Here is a 13,505-nt window from a genome sequence, read left to right on the forward strand (position 1 = left end):
CGCCTCTGCAAAGCGCCCGGCACTCATGCCGGTGGGTTGTCGGCAATCGTCGCGTTCTGTTCCGTGCAGTCGTAAGGGGCCGTCAGGCGAGCCAAGCATCGGCCAAATGCACGGCCGGTCGCAAGGGTTTCCAGCGCTCCGCCGTGCGCCGGTTTGGTCGACGGCAGCGGTTGTGAAAGAGGCGTGAGGCGCGTGTGGGTCTTCAATCGTGTAGCAGGGTTGTTGTCGCGGTTGTTTTCCTGCGAGCCGGTGGGCGGCGCGACCGGGCCGTCCCGGCCACAATGGGCCCTTCCGGATAAAGGTGGCGGCTATGCGCGAAAGTGCCAATGTACCGAAGCGGTTGCGCGCCATGGTGTTATGGGGTGCGGGTGCCGCGTCTTGCGGCGGGCAGGCGGCCGCGAGCTGCCCCGGTTCGCCGGATGCGGCGGCGCGAATGCTGTACGAGCAGCACTATGGCTTCTACCGCGCCGATGCCGGCGGCAGCGCGCCGCTGGCGCCCGCGCTGCGATCGCTGCTGGTGCGTGACTGGCAGTGCCAGGCACCGGGCGAGGTGTGCGCGCTGGGTGCAGACCCCTGGGTCAACGCCCAGGATGGCGACATCCACGGTCCGATCCGTTACGTGGCCGGCGCGCACGGGGCCAGGCACGCCACGGTGTGGCTGCACTACCGCTTCGGTATCACGGCCGCGTCAGCGCGGCAGGTCGCCACGCGCCTGGACCTGGAACGCGATCCGGTTTCATCCTGCTGGTTGCTGGAAGACGTTACGGGCCCCGGCGGCGAATCGCTGCGGAAAACGCTGCGCCAGTTCGACGGATACCGGACGCCCTAGGCGGGCTGGTCGGGAATCAGCTGATTCTCAAGGTAGGCGATCATGTCCTTGAGGCGCAGCTTGCGCTTCTTCAGGCGCTTGAGCTGTAGCTCGTCACTGGCCGAATCGAGCGAAAGTCGTGCGATCGCCGCGTCCAGGTCGCGATGCTCGATGCGCAGTTCAACCAGCTGGCGCGTGATGTCGGCGGGATCCGGGTTGTGCATGGCGGCGCAGGGGGTACCCGGTACGGGCGACGCGACAAGTGTAGCCGCGCGTGGCAGTACCGCTCCACCGCGCGATGCCGGACGGCAGGCGAACTTGTGACTGAGAATCGTTCTTACTAACATCGCCGGTTCCGCCTGTCGATCCGGCCGATTCCGCAGGGATGGCGCCGGGTAGATCGCCGGCGGGCCGCATTCTCGGGGGAATACGCATGAACGGGCGCAAGGTGCTCAAGTGGTTGCATCTGTGGGTCGGATTGTCCGCCGGCCTGGTGTTCGCGATGCTGGGCCTGACCGGCGCCGTCCTCCTGTGGCAGCCTGAACTGGCGCAGCGCTCGGTCGCCGCCTACGAACGCCCGGCTCACCGCGAGGCGGCGGCCACACTGATCGACCGCGTCCGGCGCGACATTCCCGATGTCAGCGGCATCGAGCTGCCGCGGGCGGATATGCCTGTGTGGCAGGTTTTCGCCAAGGGCAAGCGCCTGTACCTGGATGACGAAGGCACGGTGCTGGCCACCCGTAGCCGCGACACCGACCTCATCCTCTGGCTGCGCGACCTGCACATGCATCTGCTGGCCGGCGACGCCGGCGAGGCGGTGCTTGGCGTGATCGGTATCGCCCTGCTGTTCCTGCTGGTGACCGGGATCTATCTCTGGTGGCCGGGCCGGGGAGCGATCCTCGGCAGTTTCCGCTGGTACTCGCAGCCGCCGGTGCGGCGCTGGCTGACCTGGCACCGCAGCCTGGGTGCGGGCGTGGTGCCGCTGTTGCTGCTGCTGGCCGTGACCGGCACTTTGATGGTCTACAGCGGGTTTACCCGTTCGACCCTGCGCAGTCTGATGGGCGATGCGCCGGAGCCCAGGCCGCCGGCACCGATTGCGGTGGATCCGCAACGGGCCATCGACTGGAACGCCCTGCTCGCGGCAGCCCAGGCGGCCTTGCCCGAGGCGGAGCTGCGCCGCATCACGTTTGGTCGCGGCGACAACGCCGTCGTGACGGTGCGTGGCCGCCAACCCGGGGAATGGCATCCGGCCGGCCGCAGCTCGGTGGCGCTGGACCCGTATTCAGCCCAGGTGCTCACCGTGCAGGACGCCACCCGCCAGGGGGCCGGCGCGCGCGCGGCCGGGGCGATGTATCCCCTGCATACCGGTAACGCGGGGGGCTTGCCCATGCGGTTGGTACTCACGGCGGTGGCGTTTGCGCCGTGCTTCCTGCTGGTCACCGGGTTTCTGTTCTGGCGTCGCCGCCGGGCGCGCGGATAAGCCGCCAACGATGGTGGAACTGCCGCAGGCGTCCCGCTGCGCGGCGGGGGCGCTGGTACAATGCGCGCCCGCCGCGCCGAACCTGGGTCATGTCTTCCGCTCTCGCCCGCAAGCACGAAATCAACGCCAACAAACTGGCCAAGCGATTGCGTCGCCAGGTGGGCCAGGCCATTGCCGACTTCAACATGATCGAGGACGGCGACCGCGTGATGGTGTGCCTGTCCGGCGGCAAGGATTCCTACACGCTGCTTGACCTGTTGCTGCAGCTCAAGGCCAAGGCGCCGGTGGCGTTCACGCTGCATGCCGTGCACCTGGACCAGAAGCAGCCCGGTTACGACCCGACTACGCTGCCGGACTACCTGGGGCGCATCGGCGTGCCCTTCACCATTCTCGAGCAGGACACCTACAGCGTGGTCAAGCGCGTGGTGCCCGAGGGGCGCACGATGTGCAGCCTGTGCTCGCGGTTGCGACGCGGCAATCTGTACGATCACGCGTTTGAGCAAGGGTATACAAAGATCGCGCTGGGGCATCACCGCGACGATATCGTCGAGACGTTGTTCCTGAACCTGTTTCACCAGGCCAAGCTCAAGGCCATGCCGCCCAAGCTCCGGTCGGATGACGGCCGCAATGTGGTGATCCGGCCGCTGGCCTATTGCCGTGAGGACGATATCGCCGACTACGCGCAGCAGAAGGGTTTCCCGATCATGCCCTGCAACCTGTGCGGTTCGCAGGAGAACCTGCAGCGCAAGGCCATCAAGGCGATGCTCGGCGACTGGGAGCGCAGGTTCCCGGGGCGCGTGGAGAACATCTTCCGTGCGATCGGCGATGTATCCCCGTCGCAGCTGGCCGATCCGAAATTGTTTGATTTTGCCGCCCTGGGCAGTCACAGCGGCCAGCGGCGCAGCAAGGCCGAGTGGCTGCTTGGCGACGGAGCCGACGCCGCCGACTGAATCCTTCGCGCCGGCATTCCGCGCGTTCCGTCTCATGTCCTGAGACTCGTTTTTTCCATTGTTGCCGATCGGCGGACGCGCTCCGCCCACGGGGTGATCCTTCATGTTTTTCCGCAATCTGAGCCTGTTCCGTTTCTCCGAAGCCGTCGCCGAGTCGCTGGCCGAGCTGGAAACGCACCTGGAAGAAAAGCGTCTGCGTCCCTGTGGCCCGCTGGAGCAATCCACGCGGGGCTTCGTCTCGCCGCACGGCCGTAACGCCGAAACGCTGGTGCACACGGTTGGTGCGTACACGATGATCACCGTGGGCGGCGAGGACAAGTTGCTTCCCGGTTCCGTGGTCAACGAGGAGCTGGCCGCGCGACTGCAGAAGATCACCGAAGAGCAGGGCCGTCGTGTCGGTGCCAAGGAACGCAAGCGCATGAAGGACGAGGTGCTGACGGACCTGCTTCCGCGCGCCTTCGTGCGACCCTTCCGCATGTACGCCTATCTCGATCGCAAGAACGGCTGGCTCGTGGTCGACACGTCCAGCCGCAAGTCGGCCGAGGAGACCGTTTCGGAGATCCGCGAAGCGATCGGCACCTTCCCCGCCACGCCGATGGCGCCGGAGGAGTCGACCCGCACTCTGATGACCGATTGGGTGACGCACGGCAAGCTGCCGGCGGGCTTGGCGCTGGGCGATGAATGTGAGCTGCGCGACCCGGCCGAGTCCGGCGCAGTGGTGCGCTGCCGGCGGCAGGACCTGGAAACCGACGAAGTGCGCGAGCACCTGAAGAACGGCAAGCAGGTATTCCAGCTCGGGCTCACCTTCGATGACCGCATCAGCTTCGTGCTGGGCGAGGACATGGTCGTGCGCAAGTTCCGTTTCCTGGATCAGGTGCTCGACGAACTGGGCGATACCGAGGCCGATTCGGCCGCGGCCGAGCTCGATTCGCGCATGGCCCTGATGACCCTGGAAGTCGAGCGCCTGCTGGGCAAGCTCGACGAATGGTTCGGCCTGCCCAGGCCGCAGGATCGGTGACTTTCTTGCCGCATTCGCGACAGTCGAATGCGGTACAGTCGTGGGGCGACAGCGAGGGACGGCACGCGGTTTTCTCTCAAAGCAACGGAATGCCGATGAACTCGAACGGCTGCCGATCCCTTCCAGCGATCCGGCAGTTGCTTCGGCAGGAACGCTGATGGCTCCGGACGATAATCGCTACCTCGAACTGGCCACGCCCAAGGGCGAGACCATCAAAGTGCTCAAGCGGGTCCATCCGCGGGCGCGTCGGCTGCGTCTGACGGTGACCTCCAGCGGTGCGCGCCTGTCGTACCCGGAGGGGACGCATCCGGCGCAGGTCTTCGCCTTTCTCCGCAAACACGTGAACTGGCTCGAGCGCAAGCTCGATGAACTCCAGCTCGACAGTGCCGGGCCGCCGCCGGTCAAGCCCGGGGCGCCGACCCTGATTCCCTTGCGCGGCGAAACGATCCGGCTGATGTGGCGCGACGGCGCCTTTCCGGCCATCGCCCACGAAGACGACAAGCTGATCCTTACCGTGCCCTCGTCCACCGCGCCACGCGCATTGTCGATGGCGCGCGCGCTGCTGCGATCGTTCCTCGAGACGCAGATCCGCCGGGATATCTCGCGACTGATGGCCCGCTACACGGGGGAGCTGGGCGCCGCGCCCGTGGGTGTGCGGGTCCGGCCGCTCAAGAGCCTCTGGGGGAGCCTCGACACGCGCGACCGGATGACGCTCGACCTCGCGCTGGCCCTGGCGCCGCCGGCGGCACTCAAATATGTGGTGATCCACGAGCTGTGCCACCTGAAGATCCGCAACCATTCGCCGCGCTACTGGGCGCTGGTGTCCCAGTACTACCCCGAGTGGAAAGAGCAGCGAACCTGGCTGCGCGAGAAGGGCCACGCACTCAAGGCGGAGCTGTCACGCCTGATTGGCCGTTAACGTCGGCAAAATTCGCCCATCGCGGCCGCCACTGGACGTGGATCCTCCAGGTGCAGGTGATGGTTGCCTGGCAGGTGCCGGATCGTGATGCCGGCAACGCAGGCCGCGCGGGCCATCATCATGTCGGTCGGCAGGTAAGACGTTGCCGGTTCGGCCAGCAGCATCAGTGTAGGTGCACGGATGCCGGCCAGGAGCGCACGGACCTGGTCTTCCGTGTAGCGCACAGGCGAAGCCAGGGTCAGGCGCGGATCCGACGACCAGCACCAGCCGCCATCGACACCGATCAGCCCCCGTTCCACCAGGGCCTGGGCCGCCATCCGGCTCAGTCCGTTCACCTGCTCGCGGACTTTCACCGCGCTTTCGACGGTGTCGAAGATGCGCAGGCTTTTCGCATGATAGGTCTCGCGCTGCGACAGCCCGCGGCGCAGCTGTTCGAGCGTGTTTTCCGGGGCCACGGTCAGCGGCCCGAGGGATTCCACCAGCAGCAACCGCTCGATCTGCTCGGGATGCACGGCGGCGTAGATGCTGGCGGTGGCGCCACCCAGGGAGTGCCCGAGCAGGGTGAAGTGCTTCCAGCCCAGGGCGGCGGCCGCGCCGTGGATGTCCCCCAGGTAGTCGACATAGTGGTACCAGCTGCCGGGCGGGCGATGACCGGACCGGCCATGGCCGGGGAGGTCGATCGCCACGACGTGGAAACGCTCTGCCAGGAGCGGCGCCAGCGTGGCGAACGAGGCGGCGTTGTCGAGCCAGCCGTGGACGGCCAGAAGTGGTGGGCGGTCACGTTCGCCCCAGGCCAGCGCGGCGAGCTTGACGTGCGGCAGTTCCAGTTCGAGTTCACGCGGCGCCATGGAGGGCCTCCGCGTCGACCGCGGTGCGCGCGGCGAATTCCGGCCAGCCCCGGGTGTGCTGAAGCACCAGTTTGAGCAGGGATTCCACCTGCACGGGCTGGTCATTGAGCGCCGGGATGTACTCGTAGCGCTGGCCGCCGGCGTGGAGGAAGTGCTGGCGGTTCTCGACCGCGATTTCCTCGAGAGTCTCCAGGCAGTCCACCGCAAATCCCGGACACACTACCTGTACGGCGCGGACGCCGGCGGCGGCGAGTTCGGCCAGGGTCACGTCCGTGTACGGCTTGAGCCATTCCTCGCGCCCGACGCGCGACTGGTAGGTCATCACATAGTCGCCGTCGGGCAGCCCGAGGCGTTCGGCCAACCGGCGTGCGGTGGCCTGGCAGTGCAGCCGGTAGGGGTCGCCGGCCTTGGCATAGCGCAGGGGAATGCCGTGAAACGAGAGCACCAGACGGTCCGCCCGGCCGTGGCTGGCCCAATGGGTTTCGATCGTGCGGGCAAGTGCCTCGATGTGATCCGGATTGTCGTGATAATCAGTGATCGTGCGCAGTTCCGGCGGCCACCGCAGCGAGCCCAGTGCGTGGGCCAGGGCGTCCAGGGCGGCGCCGGTCGAGGTCGCCGAATACTGAGGGTACAGCGGCAGGGCCAGGATGCGACGGACACCATCGCGGTCCAGCTGCGCCAGCGTGGCGGGCAGCGACGGCTGTCCATAGGTCATGGCCAGGTGCACCTCGACGGGGCCTGTGCAGCAGGCCTTGAGTTCCCGGTCCAGTGCGGCCGCCAGGCGCTGGCTGCCCGCCAGGAGCGGCGAGCCGTGCTCGGTCCAGATGCTGGTGTAGGCGCGGGCAGAGCGCCCGGAACGCAGCGGCAGGATCGCGCCATACAGGACCGGCAGCCACAGCCAGCGCGGTGCTTCGATCACGCGCGGATCGGACAGGAACTGCGCCAAATAGCGGCGAACTGCGGCCGGTGTCGGCGCGTCCGGAGTTCCCAGGTTGATCAGGACAACCGCGGCCTTGCCGGCGCGGGAGAGTTCGGCCTCGGGCCGACCGCTGTAGGTGAAACGGGGCATCGGGTTCCCTCGTGGATGCGCGTGCCGCGGCGCCCCCGGCGGCACGCAGGCCACCCCGGAACCGCAAGCGGATTCGCCGGATCCGCGCTAGAACCTTGTGGGATATCGGGAAACTGCTAGACTGGCCGAGCCGCGTCTACGCCCGATGCGGCCGACGATTACCAGAAACGATAACAAAAGACGGTGAACAATGAGCCTGCGCGCATTCCCTGCCGCTGCGGCACTGTTCGCTCTGCTGGCTAGCCCCCTGGCCACCGCGGAGCCGTTTGCGTTGGCTGCAGCATACGACCAGACCTACCGCGTCGACCTCGCCACCCGCACGGCAATGCTTGTCGGCGAGAACGGCACCCTCTTCGGCCAGCCCGTCGTGATCAAGGGCATGGCCTATTCCGCTACGGGCCAGCCCTACGCCGCATCGGACAACTTGAAATCGCTGCTCCGCCTGGAAACCTCGGCGCTGTCCGTGGTCCGGGTCGGCGGCTTCGGCCTGGAAGGCCAGGGCGATCCGGGCAACTACGATTCGCTGGACCTGGGTTTCACGATCAACTGCGAGGGCACGCATTTCCTGTCGTCGGCCTACGCCCAGAAGTTGTGGCGCGTGGACCCGAATACCGGTGGTGCGTCGGTCATCGGCCCGCTCGGCGCGAAGATCACCGGCCTTGCCGCCAAGGGGCGCGAGCTCTACGGCATGGGCTCGCTGGGCGATGACGGGCTCTACAAGATCGACCCGGTCACCGGGGTCGCCACGGTCATCCGCCGTTATCCCGAACTCGTTGGCCGTGCCAGCTATCTGTTGCCGGCATTCGATGCCGGCGGCCAGTTGTGGGCCGTCATTACCTACAACCCGTCGGTGAACTGGAGCGACCTTGCCCGGATCGACCTCTCCACCGGCGCGATGACCATCCTCGGACCCATCACCGGGCCCGAAGATCTGCGCAACATCGGCATCCGGGGCTTTGCCATCAACGGGCCCGGCGTGTGCCCGGCGGGTGAGCCGACCACGACGGAAATTCCCGCGGGTTCGCCGGTGGGCTATTCCCTGATGGCCGGATTCCTGGCGCTGCTGGGCTGGCGGCGCCTGCGTCGGCGCAACGCTCCCGACCGGGCAGTTTGACGGCTGCCACGGCGCTGCGGCGCCTGTTCCGCGGCCGATTCTCCATGAAAAGCATCTGAACCGTTCTGCCGTGCCGGGTTGCCTTCCGGCGTCGCTGCAGCGACGCTCGGCCCCGGACGCGCGCCAGCCGGCGCCGGAACGAGGGACAAGTCCATGAATAAACTAAGTGCAATTGTACTGGGCTTGGCCGGCCTGGTCGCCAGCTTTGCCAGTCCGGCCGGCGAAGCCGAGCACAAGCGGGCGCGCGAGGCGACACGGGTGCTCGACGAGATCATGCAGGCACCGGACCGGCGCGTCCCTGCCAACCTGATCCGTGATGCGCATGCCATCGCCGTCATCCCCGATGTGATCAAGGCCGGCCTGGTCATCGGCGGGCGCCACGGCGAAGGCCTGATTTCGGTGCGCGGCGCCGACGGCACCTGGTCTAACCCCAGCTTCATCAAGATGAGCGGCGGCAGCATCGGGTTCCAGGCGGGCGTCCAGTCCACCGACGTGGTCCTGGTATTCCGCAGTCAGCGGGGCGTGGATTCCATCGTCCACGGAAAATTCACCCTGGGAGCCGATGCCGCCGTGGCCGCCGGTCCCGTTGGCCGCACCGCGGAAGCCTCCACGGATGCGCAGTTGAAGGCCGAGATCTACTCCTATTCCCGCTCACGTGGCCTGTTTGCCGGCGTGGCGCTCGATGGATCGGTGCTGTCGATCAACCACGACGACAACCAGTCCGTTTATGGTGAGGGTGTAACTCCGCGCCGGATCTTCGAGGGCGGTGTCGGCAATGTGCCCGCGGACGTGGTCGACTTCCGCGACCGGCTGGAGGAGTACACTGCCAAGGTGAGCGAATAGCGCATATGCGTAAATCGGCTGACGCATTTCTGGCGTAAACTATCGAGCTTTGCCGCGCACGGCCGAGTGCGGCGACGTCGGGAGTTCCGCTATGGGTAGTTTCAGCATTGGGCACTGGATTATTGTGTTGCTGATCGTGGTGCTGATTTTCGGCACCAAACGGTTACGCAACATGGGTGGCGACCTGGGCTCTGCCCTGCGCGACTTCAAGAAAGGTCTGTCGGGCGATGAAGCCAATCCGCAATTGAAGGCGGATCCGCCGGTCGGCGAAAAGGCGCAGAGCGAGACCAAGCGCGAAAACGCCGAGTAAGTCACGCCGATGTTCGATATCGGTTTCTCCGAGTTTCTCCTGATTGCCGTTGTCGCGCTGATCGTGCTGGGGCCGCACCGCTTGCCGGGCGCGGCACGCACGGTCGGCGTGCTGCTGCGCCGCGCGCGCAACAGCTGGGCCAACGTGCGCAGCGAGATCGAGCGCGAGCTGGCCGCCGAGGAGATCAAGCGCAGCATGCGCGAGACCGCCGCGGCCGCCGATCCGCGCGAAGAGATCCAGGCAGCGGCCGATACCTTCAAGCAGACCACCGAAGAAGTCGGCAGGAAGCTCGATGAGCGAAACTGAGCAGGACCAGGGCGCCGAAGCCTCCTTTTTCTCCCACCTCATCGAGCTGCGCCAGCGCCTGCTGAAAGGGGTGGTGGCGGTCGGGCTGGTGTTGCTGGCGCTGATGCCCTTTGCCAACCGGCTCTACAACTGGCTGGCGAAGCCGCTGCTGCACGCATTGCCGGAAGGCAGCAAGCTGGTGGCGATCGAAGTCGCCTCGCCTTTTTTCACTCCGCTAAAACTGGCTTTCTGTACAGCGCTGGTCATCGCAATGCCGGTGCTGCTCTACCAGATCTGGGCGTTTGTCGCGCCGGGCCTGTACCGCCACGAGAAACGCCTGGCGATGCCGTTGCTGCTATCGAGCGTCGCACTGTTCTACGTGGGCTGTGCATTCGCCTATTTCCTGGTGCTGCCCGCGGTGTTCTCCTTCATGGCGAAGGTCACGCCCGAAGGCGTGGCGATGATGACGGACATCGGCAAGTACCTGGATTTCGTGCTCGTGATCTTCCTCGCCTTCGGCTTCTGTTTCGAAGTGCCGGTGGCGGTGGTGATCCTCGTCGCGTTGGGCTGGGTGACACCGGCGCAGTTGACGGAAAGCCGCGGATACGTGATCGTGGGCGCGTTCGTCGTGGCAGCCATCCTGACGCCACCGGATGTGGTATCGCAGCTGATGCTGGCTGTGCCGATGTGCATCTTGTACGAGGTCGGCATCATCGCAGCGCGCATGCTCGCCAAGAGTGACTCTCCGGCCGACGGCCCCGTCACTTAAATTGACACTCTCGGGAACCGACGATGATGCCTCTTTCGAGGGGCAATCGGCTCACGCGTTTACAATTCGTAACAAGTACGACACTGCATTTGCCGCCTTTTTCTGCGTGTGCGACGTATACTAATCCCGCAATACACGTAGTACCACTTCTTCTCCAGGGTGAATATCATGAAAAAGTCCGCTGCTGCAGCTGCCGATGAAGATACCCGCGACGCCAGCTTGCGCGTCTCCAAGCGCATGCGTGACAGCCTGAAAGCTGCCGCCGCCGTCATGGGCCGTCCGCTCTATGACGTGACGAATGAGGCGATCAACGATTACCTCGGTGGTCTGAAGCTCCCGGATCCGCTGGCTTCGCTGCGTAAAGGCGGCAAGGCCCGCAAGTAAGCTTCAGCACCTTCCATCGGGTGCACTGCACCCGGACGGAAATCAAGCGCCGCGCTCTTAGCGCGGCGTTTGCATTCTGGCAATGTGAAAATGTGTTTCACGGCGCGGGGGCGTAGCCCCGCTGTTCTGCTAGCTCCGCTCAGCCAGCCGCACGAATCGCCGCAGCAACCGGCGTCCGGCGGGCGTGGGGCCGCAGGTCTGTAGCAGGACACCCGGGTCGATGCCCTCTTCGCGCAACCGTTCCGCACGACCCCGCACATAGCCGGCCATCACGCCGGCGCTGAACTCCGGGTGGAACTGCACGCCCCAGGCGCGTTCGCCATAGCGGACGGCCTGGTGCGCGTCATGGTCCGATGCGGCCAGTACCAGGGCCCCCGCGGGGGGCGTCAGGACCGACTGCTGGTGTGTCGTCTGGGCGCGAAAGCCGCGCGCAAGCGGTGCGAACAGGGGGTCACTCCGGGTGGCCGACGTACAGACGATGTCGCGAGTGCCAATCTCGCGCCCCTTCGGTGCCCAACCGACTTCGCCACCCAGTCCATGCGCCAGCAGCTGGTGCCCGTAACACACCCCGAGAACCGGGCAGCTGGCGGCCCGGGCCACAGTGGCCAGCCATTCGGCCGTCCGTTCGCTCCAGGCCTGGCGCTCCGTCACCATCGCACCGGAACCGGTAACGATCACGCCGGCGTAGCGGTCCAGCGCAGGAAACGCCGCGTCCGCCGTGGCGTCATGGATGTGGACGGTGCCGACCGGCAAGCCCATGCCAATCCGGAACCAGTGGGGGAAGTCGCGACGACGGGCGCGCAGCGCCGGTAGCGTTGTCCCTGTTTGTACAATCAGAAAAGGTCGCATCAGTCGACCGGCGGCAGCACCGTCATCACTTCCGCCACCGTCGTCACGCCGCGGGCCACCTGTGCGGCGGCGGAAATCCGCAGCGGCCGCATGCCCTCCGAGAGGGCGGCTTCACCGTAGGCGACCAGATCCGTATTTGCGGTGATCATCTGTCGCAGCTTGGGCGAGATCCGCATCATCTCGTAGATGCCCGTTCGGCCCAGGTAGCCGGTGTTGCGACATTCCAGGCAGCCGACAGGGCCCTGGGTCCGTTCCGGCAAGGCCAGGTTCCAGCGGTGCGTCAGGGCATCCCAGGCGCGCGCGTCAATCGGTAGGGGCTTCTTGCAGTGCGGGCAAAGCGTGCGGACCAGGCGCTGCGCGACCACGCCGGTGAGCGTGGACTGGATCAGGTAGTGCGGAACGCCCAGGTCGAGCAGTCGCGTCACCGCGGTCGGCGCGTCGTTGGTATGCAGCGTCGACAGCACCAGGTGACCGGTCAGGGAGGCCTGCACGGCCATCTGGGCGGTCTCCAGGTCGCGGATTTCGCCGACCATGATGATGTCCGGATCCTGGCGCAACAGCGTGCGCACGCCGGCGGCGAAATCCAGGTCGATTGCCGGCTGCACCTGCATCTGGTTGAACTCGGGCGAGACCATTTCGATCGGGTCTTCGACCGTGCAGACGTTGAGGTCCGGCGTGGCCAGGAACTTCAGGGTCGAATAGAGCGTGGTGGTCTTGCCCGAGCCGGTCGGGCCCGTGACCAGGACGATCCCGTGGGGCCGCTCGACCATCGAGCGCCAGAGGTTTTCCTCGTCCATCGAAAAGCCGATCTGGCGGAATTCCTTGACCACGATGTCCGGGTCGAAGATACGCATCACGACCTTCTCGCCGAAGGCCGTGGGCATGGTCGACAGACGCAGTTCCACTTCGCGGCCGCCGGGGGAGCGGGTCTTGATGCGGCCGTCCTGGGGGCGGCGCTTCTCGGCCAGGTCCATGCGGCCGAGGATCTTGATGCGGGCCGTCACCGCGGTCATGACCGGGGGCGGAAACTCGAACACCTTGTGCATGTTGCCGTCGATGCGGAACCGGATATTGCCGGTGTCGCGGCGCGGCTCGAGATGGATGTCAGAGGCGCGCTGGTCCAGCGCGTACTGCAGAAGCCAGTCCACGATGTGCACGACATGGCGGTCGTCGGCACCGATGTCACCGGTCTTGCCCAGCTCCAGGAGCTGTTCGAAATTGAGCAGGGTCGACGGGTCGTAGCCGGCCTCGCCCTTGGCATCCTTGGCGCGCTGGATCGAGCGCTGCACGCCGAAGAACTCGGTCAGGTAGCGGTTGACGTCCAGCGGGCTGGACACCACCCGCTCGATGTCGCGGCGCAGGATGTGGGAAAGGTCGGCCAGCCAGCGCCGGTCGAAGGGCTCGGCGGTGGCGATCGTGACCTTCTCCGGCGCCACGGCTACCGGCAGGATGCGATACCGCGTGGCGTACTGGTGCGAAATCACCTGGGTGACCGCTGCCACATCGATCTTCATCGGGTCGATGCGCAGGTAGGGCAGCTCGGCGCGGTCTGCCAGCCACTGGGTCAGCACCTCAAGGCTCAGCGGCTTTCCGCCGCCGCGCTGGTCGACCGGCTTGAGATTGGCCACCAGCACCAGGGGATGCAGGGCGAGCTTGTCCTTGCCGGAGCGCGAATCGGCGCGAACCTTGCGGGCATCCTCGGCCGAGAGCAGTCCGTCCTGCACCAGCGCCATGAGGGTTTCGTCCAGCTCCAGCCGGCCATGCAGCCCCAGCTGGGCGGCACCGGCGGCGTTCTCGGTCTTGGCCACGGCGGGGCGGTGGGAACTGGGCGACATGGGCGTTCCTGTGAGGCATCGAAG

General features: G+C 66.4%; 16 protein-coding genes. 11 read left to right on the plus strand and 5 right to left on the minus strand.

The annotated features are described in order from the left end of the window. The first annotated feature begins 310 nt into the window (after positions 1 to 310). A complete protein-coding gene (locus N4264_RS02810) occupies positions 311 to 829 on the plus strand; it encodes a hypothetical protein (protein WP_261695556.1) in 519 nt (172 codons plus the stop codon). Here N4264_RS02810 and N4264_RS02815 read toward each other — a convergent pair. Further along, a complete protein-coding gene (locus N4264_RS02815) occupies positions 826 to 1,032 on the minus strand; it encodes a YdcH family protein (RefSeq protein WP_261695557.1) in 207 nt (68 codons plus the stop codon). The two genes, N4264_RS02810 and N4264_RS02815, sit on opposite strands and share 4 nt — an antisense overlap. A 209-nt stretch (positions 1,033 to 1,241) precedes the next feature. Here N4264_RS02815 and N4264_RS02820 point away from each other — a divergent pair, with 209 nt between their 5' ends. The 4 genes from N4264_RS02820 to N4264_RS02835 all read left to right on the plus strand — a co-directional run bounded on the left by N4264_RS02820 (position 1,242) and on the right by N4264_RS02835 (position 5,175). After that, positions 1,242 to 2,288 carry a PepSY-associated TM helix domain-containing protein gene (locus N4264_RS02820; protein WP_261695558.1) on the plus strand — a complete coding sequence of 349 codons (1,047 nt, stop codon included), beginning with the start codon at positions 1,242 to 1,244 and terminating at the stop codon, positions 2,286 to 2,288. Between the two features lie 89 nt (positions 2,289 to 2,377). Then, positions 2,378 to 3,238, plus strand: a complete 861-nt coding sequence (ttcA, locus tag N4264_RS02825; protein ID WP_261695559.1) for a tRNA 2-thiocytidine(32) synthetase TtcA — start codon at positions 2,378 to 2,380, stop codon at positions 3,236 to 3,238. A 103-nt stretch (positions 3,239 to 3,341) separates the two neighbouring features. After that, complete coding sequence (locus N4264_RS02830; RefSeq protein WP_261695560.1) at positions 3,342 to 4,256, plus strand: recombination-associated protein RdgC; 915 nt, start codon at positions 3,342 to 3,344, stop codon at positions 4,254 to 4,256. Between the two features lie 157 nt (positions 4,257 to 4,413). Further along, positions 4,414 to 5,175: a M48 family metallopeptidase gene (locus tag N4264_RS02835; protein WP_261695561.1), complete on the plus strand. Its 762-nt coding sequence runs from the start codon at positions 4,414 to 4,416 to the stop codon at positions 5,173 to 5,175. On the opposite strand, the gene N4264_RS02840 is transcribed toward N4264_RS02835, so the two are convergent. Beyond that, positions 5,172 to 6,023 carry an alpha/beta fold hydrolase gene (locus N4264_RS02840; RefSeq protein ID WP_261695562.1) on the minus strand — a complete coding sequence of 284 codons (852 nt, stop codon included), beginning with the start codon at positions 6,021 to 6,023 and terminating at the stop codon, positions 5,172 to 5,174. The genes N4264_RS02835 and N4264_RS02840 overlap by 4 nt on opposite strands. After that, the gene (gene hemH / locus N4264_RS02845; protein ID WP_261695563.1) at positions 6,010 to 7,092 is read right to left on the minus strand and encodes a ferrochelatase; all 1,083 of its coding nucleotides are present in this window, start codon (positions 7,090 to 7,092) and stop codon (positions 6,010 to 6,012) included. The genes N4264_RS02840 and hemH overlap by 14 nt, the downstream gene beginning before the upstream one ends. Before the next feature lie 190 nt (positions 7,093 to 7,282). Here hemH and N4264_RS02850 point away from each other — a divergent pair, with 190 nt between their 5' ends. The 6 genes from N4264_RS02850 to N4264_RS02875 all read left to right on the plus strand — a co-directional run bounded on the left by N4264_RS02850 (position 7,283) and on the right by N4264_RS02875 (position 10,797). Further along, entirely contained in the window at positions 7,283 to 8,206 is a 924-nt protein-coding gene (locus N4264_RS02850) for an NHL repeat-containing protein (RefSeq protein WP_261695564.1), read from the plus strand. Between the two features lie 153 nt (positions 8,207 to 8,359). Next, entirely contained in the window at positions 8,360 to 9,049 is a 690-nt protein-coding gene (locus N4264_RS02855; RefSeq protein WP_261695565.1) for a lipid-binding SYLF domain-containing protein, read from the plus strand. A 91-nt stretch (positions 9,050 to 9,140) separates the two neighbouring features. Next, positions 9,141 to 9,359 carry a Sec-independent protein translocase subunit TatA gene (gene tatA, locus N4264_RS02860; protein WP_261695566.1) on the plus strand — a complete coding sequence of 73 codons (219 nt, stop codon included), beginning with the start codon at positions 9,141 to 9,143 and terminating at the stop codon, positions 9,357 to 9,359. 9 nt (positions 9,360 to 9,368) lie between these two features. Beyond that, positions 9,369 to 9,665: a Sec-independent protein translocase protein TatB gene (gene tatB / locus N4264_RS02865; protein ID WP_343231986.1), complete on the plus strand. Its 297-nt coding sequence runs from the start codon at positions 9,369 to 9,371 to the stop codon at positions 9,663 to 9,665. Beyond that, positions 9,652 to 10,413: a twin-arginine translocase subunit TatC gene (gene tatC / locus N4264_RS02870; protein WP_261695567.1), complete on the plus strand. Its 762-nt coding sequence runs from the start codon at positions 9,652 to 9,654 to the stop codon at positions 10,411 to 10,413. The genes tatB and tatC overlap by 14 nt, the downstream gene beginning before the upstream one ends. Before the next feature lie 168 nt (positions 10,414 to 10,581). Next, positions 10,582 to 10,797 (plus strand): hypothetical protein, encoded by a 216-nt coding sequence (locus N4264_RS02875; protein ID WP_261695568.1) that lies wholly within the window; start codon positions 10,582 to 10,584, stop codon positions 10,795 to 10,797. 129 nt (positions 10,798 to 10,926) lie between these two features. Here the strand turns inward: N4264_RS02875 and N4264_RS02880 are convergent, their stop codons facing one another. Together N4264_RS02880 and tfpB are read right to left on the minus strand one after the other, a co-directional pair. After that, on the minus strand, positions 10,927 to 11,646 hold the full coding sequence (locus N4264_RS02880; protein WP_261695569.1) for a glutamine amidotransferase: 720 nt from the start codon (positions 11,644 to 11,646) through the stop codon (positions 10,927 to 10,929). Then, positions 11,646 to 13,481, minus strand: coding sequence for a type IV pilus assembly ATPase TfpB (gene tfpB / locus N4264_RS02885; protein ID WP_261695570.1), 1,836 nt, complete (start codon positions 13,479 to 13,481; stop codon positions 11,646 to 11,648). Before tfpB ends, N4264_RS02880 begins: the two co-directional genes overlap by 1 nt. Positions 13,482 to 13,505 lie beyond the last annotated feature (24 nt).

The sequence above is a fragment of the Tahibacter amnicola genome, from assembly GCF_025398735.1.
Taxonomy (GTDB): Bacteria; Pseudomonadota; Gammaproteobacteria; order Xanthomonadales; family Rhodanobacteraceae; genus Tahibacter; species Tahibacter amnicola.

Excerpts from the sequence above, each read along its gene's own strand:
- N4264_RS02850 (WP_261695564.1), top strand. The coding sequence starts at position 7,283 with ATGAGCCTGCGCGCATTCCCTGCCGCTGCGGCACTGTTCGCTCTGCTG.
- N4264_RS02880 (WP_261695569.1), bottom strand. The coding sequence starts at position 11,646 with ATGCGACCTTTTCTGATTGTACAAACAGGGACAACGCTACCGGCGCTG.
- ttcA (WP_261695559.1), top strand. The coding sequence starts at position 2,378 with ATGTCTTCCGCTCTCGCCCGCAAGCACGAAATCAACGCCAACAAACTG.
- tatB (WP_343231986.1), top strand. The coding sequence starts at position 9,369 with ATGTTCGATATCGGTTTCTCCGAGTTTCTCCTGATTGCCGTTGTCGCG.
- N4264_RS02820 (WP_261695558.1), top strand. The coding sequence starts at position 1,242 with ATGAACGGGCGCAAGGTGCTCAAGTGGTTGCATCTGTGGGTCGGATTG.
- tatC (WP_261695567.1), top strand. The coding sequence starts at position 9,652 with ATGAGCGAAACTGAGCAGGACCAGGGCGCCGAAGCCTCCTTTTTCTCC.
- tfpB (WP_261695570.1), bottom strand. The coding sequence starts at position 13,481 with ATGTCGCCCAGTTCCCACCGCCCCGCCGTGGCCAAGACCGAGAACGCC.
- tatA (WP_261695566.1), top strand. The coding sequence starts at position 9,141 with ATGGGTAGTTTCAGCATTGGGCACTGGATTATTGTGTTGCTGATCGTG.
- N4264_RS02830 (WP_261695560.1), top strand. The coding sequence starts at position 3,342 with ATGTTTTTCCGCAATCTGAGCCTGTTCCGTTTCTCCGAAGCCGTCGCC.
- hemH (WP_261695563.1), bottom strand. The coding sequence starts at position 7,092 with ATGCCCCGTTTCACCTACAGCGGTCGGCCCGAGGCCGAACTCTCCCGC.
- N4264_RS02810 (WP_261695556.1), top strand. The coding sequence starts at position 311 with ATGCGCGAAAGTGCCAATGTACCGAAGCGGTTGCGCGCCATGGTGTTA.
- N4264_RS02815 (WP_261695557.1), bottom strand. The coding sequence starts at position 1,032 with ATGCACAACCCGGATCCCGCCGACATCACGCGCCAGCTGGTTGAACTG.
- N4264_RS02835 (WP_261695561.1), top strand. The coding sequence starts at position 4,414 with ATGGCTCCGGACGATAATCGCTACCTCGAACTGGCCACGCCCAAGGGC.
- N4264_RS02855 (WP_261695565.1), top strand. The coding sequence starts at position 8,360 with ATGAATAAACTAAGTGCAATTGTACTGGGCTTGGCCGGCCTGGTCGCC.
- N4264_RS02840 (WP_261695562.1), bottom strand. The coding sequence starts at position 6,023 with ATGGCGCCGCGTGAACTCGAACTGGAACTGCCGCACGTCAAGCTCGCC.
- N4264_RS02875 (WP_261695568.1), top strand. The coding sequence starts at position 10,582 with ATGAAAAAGTCCGCTGCTGCAGCTGCCGATGAAGATACCCGCGACGCC.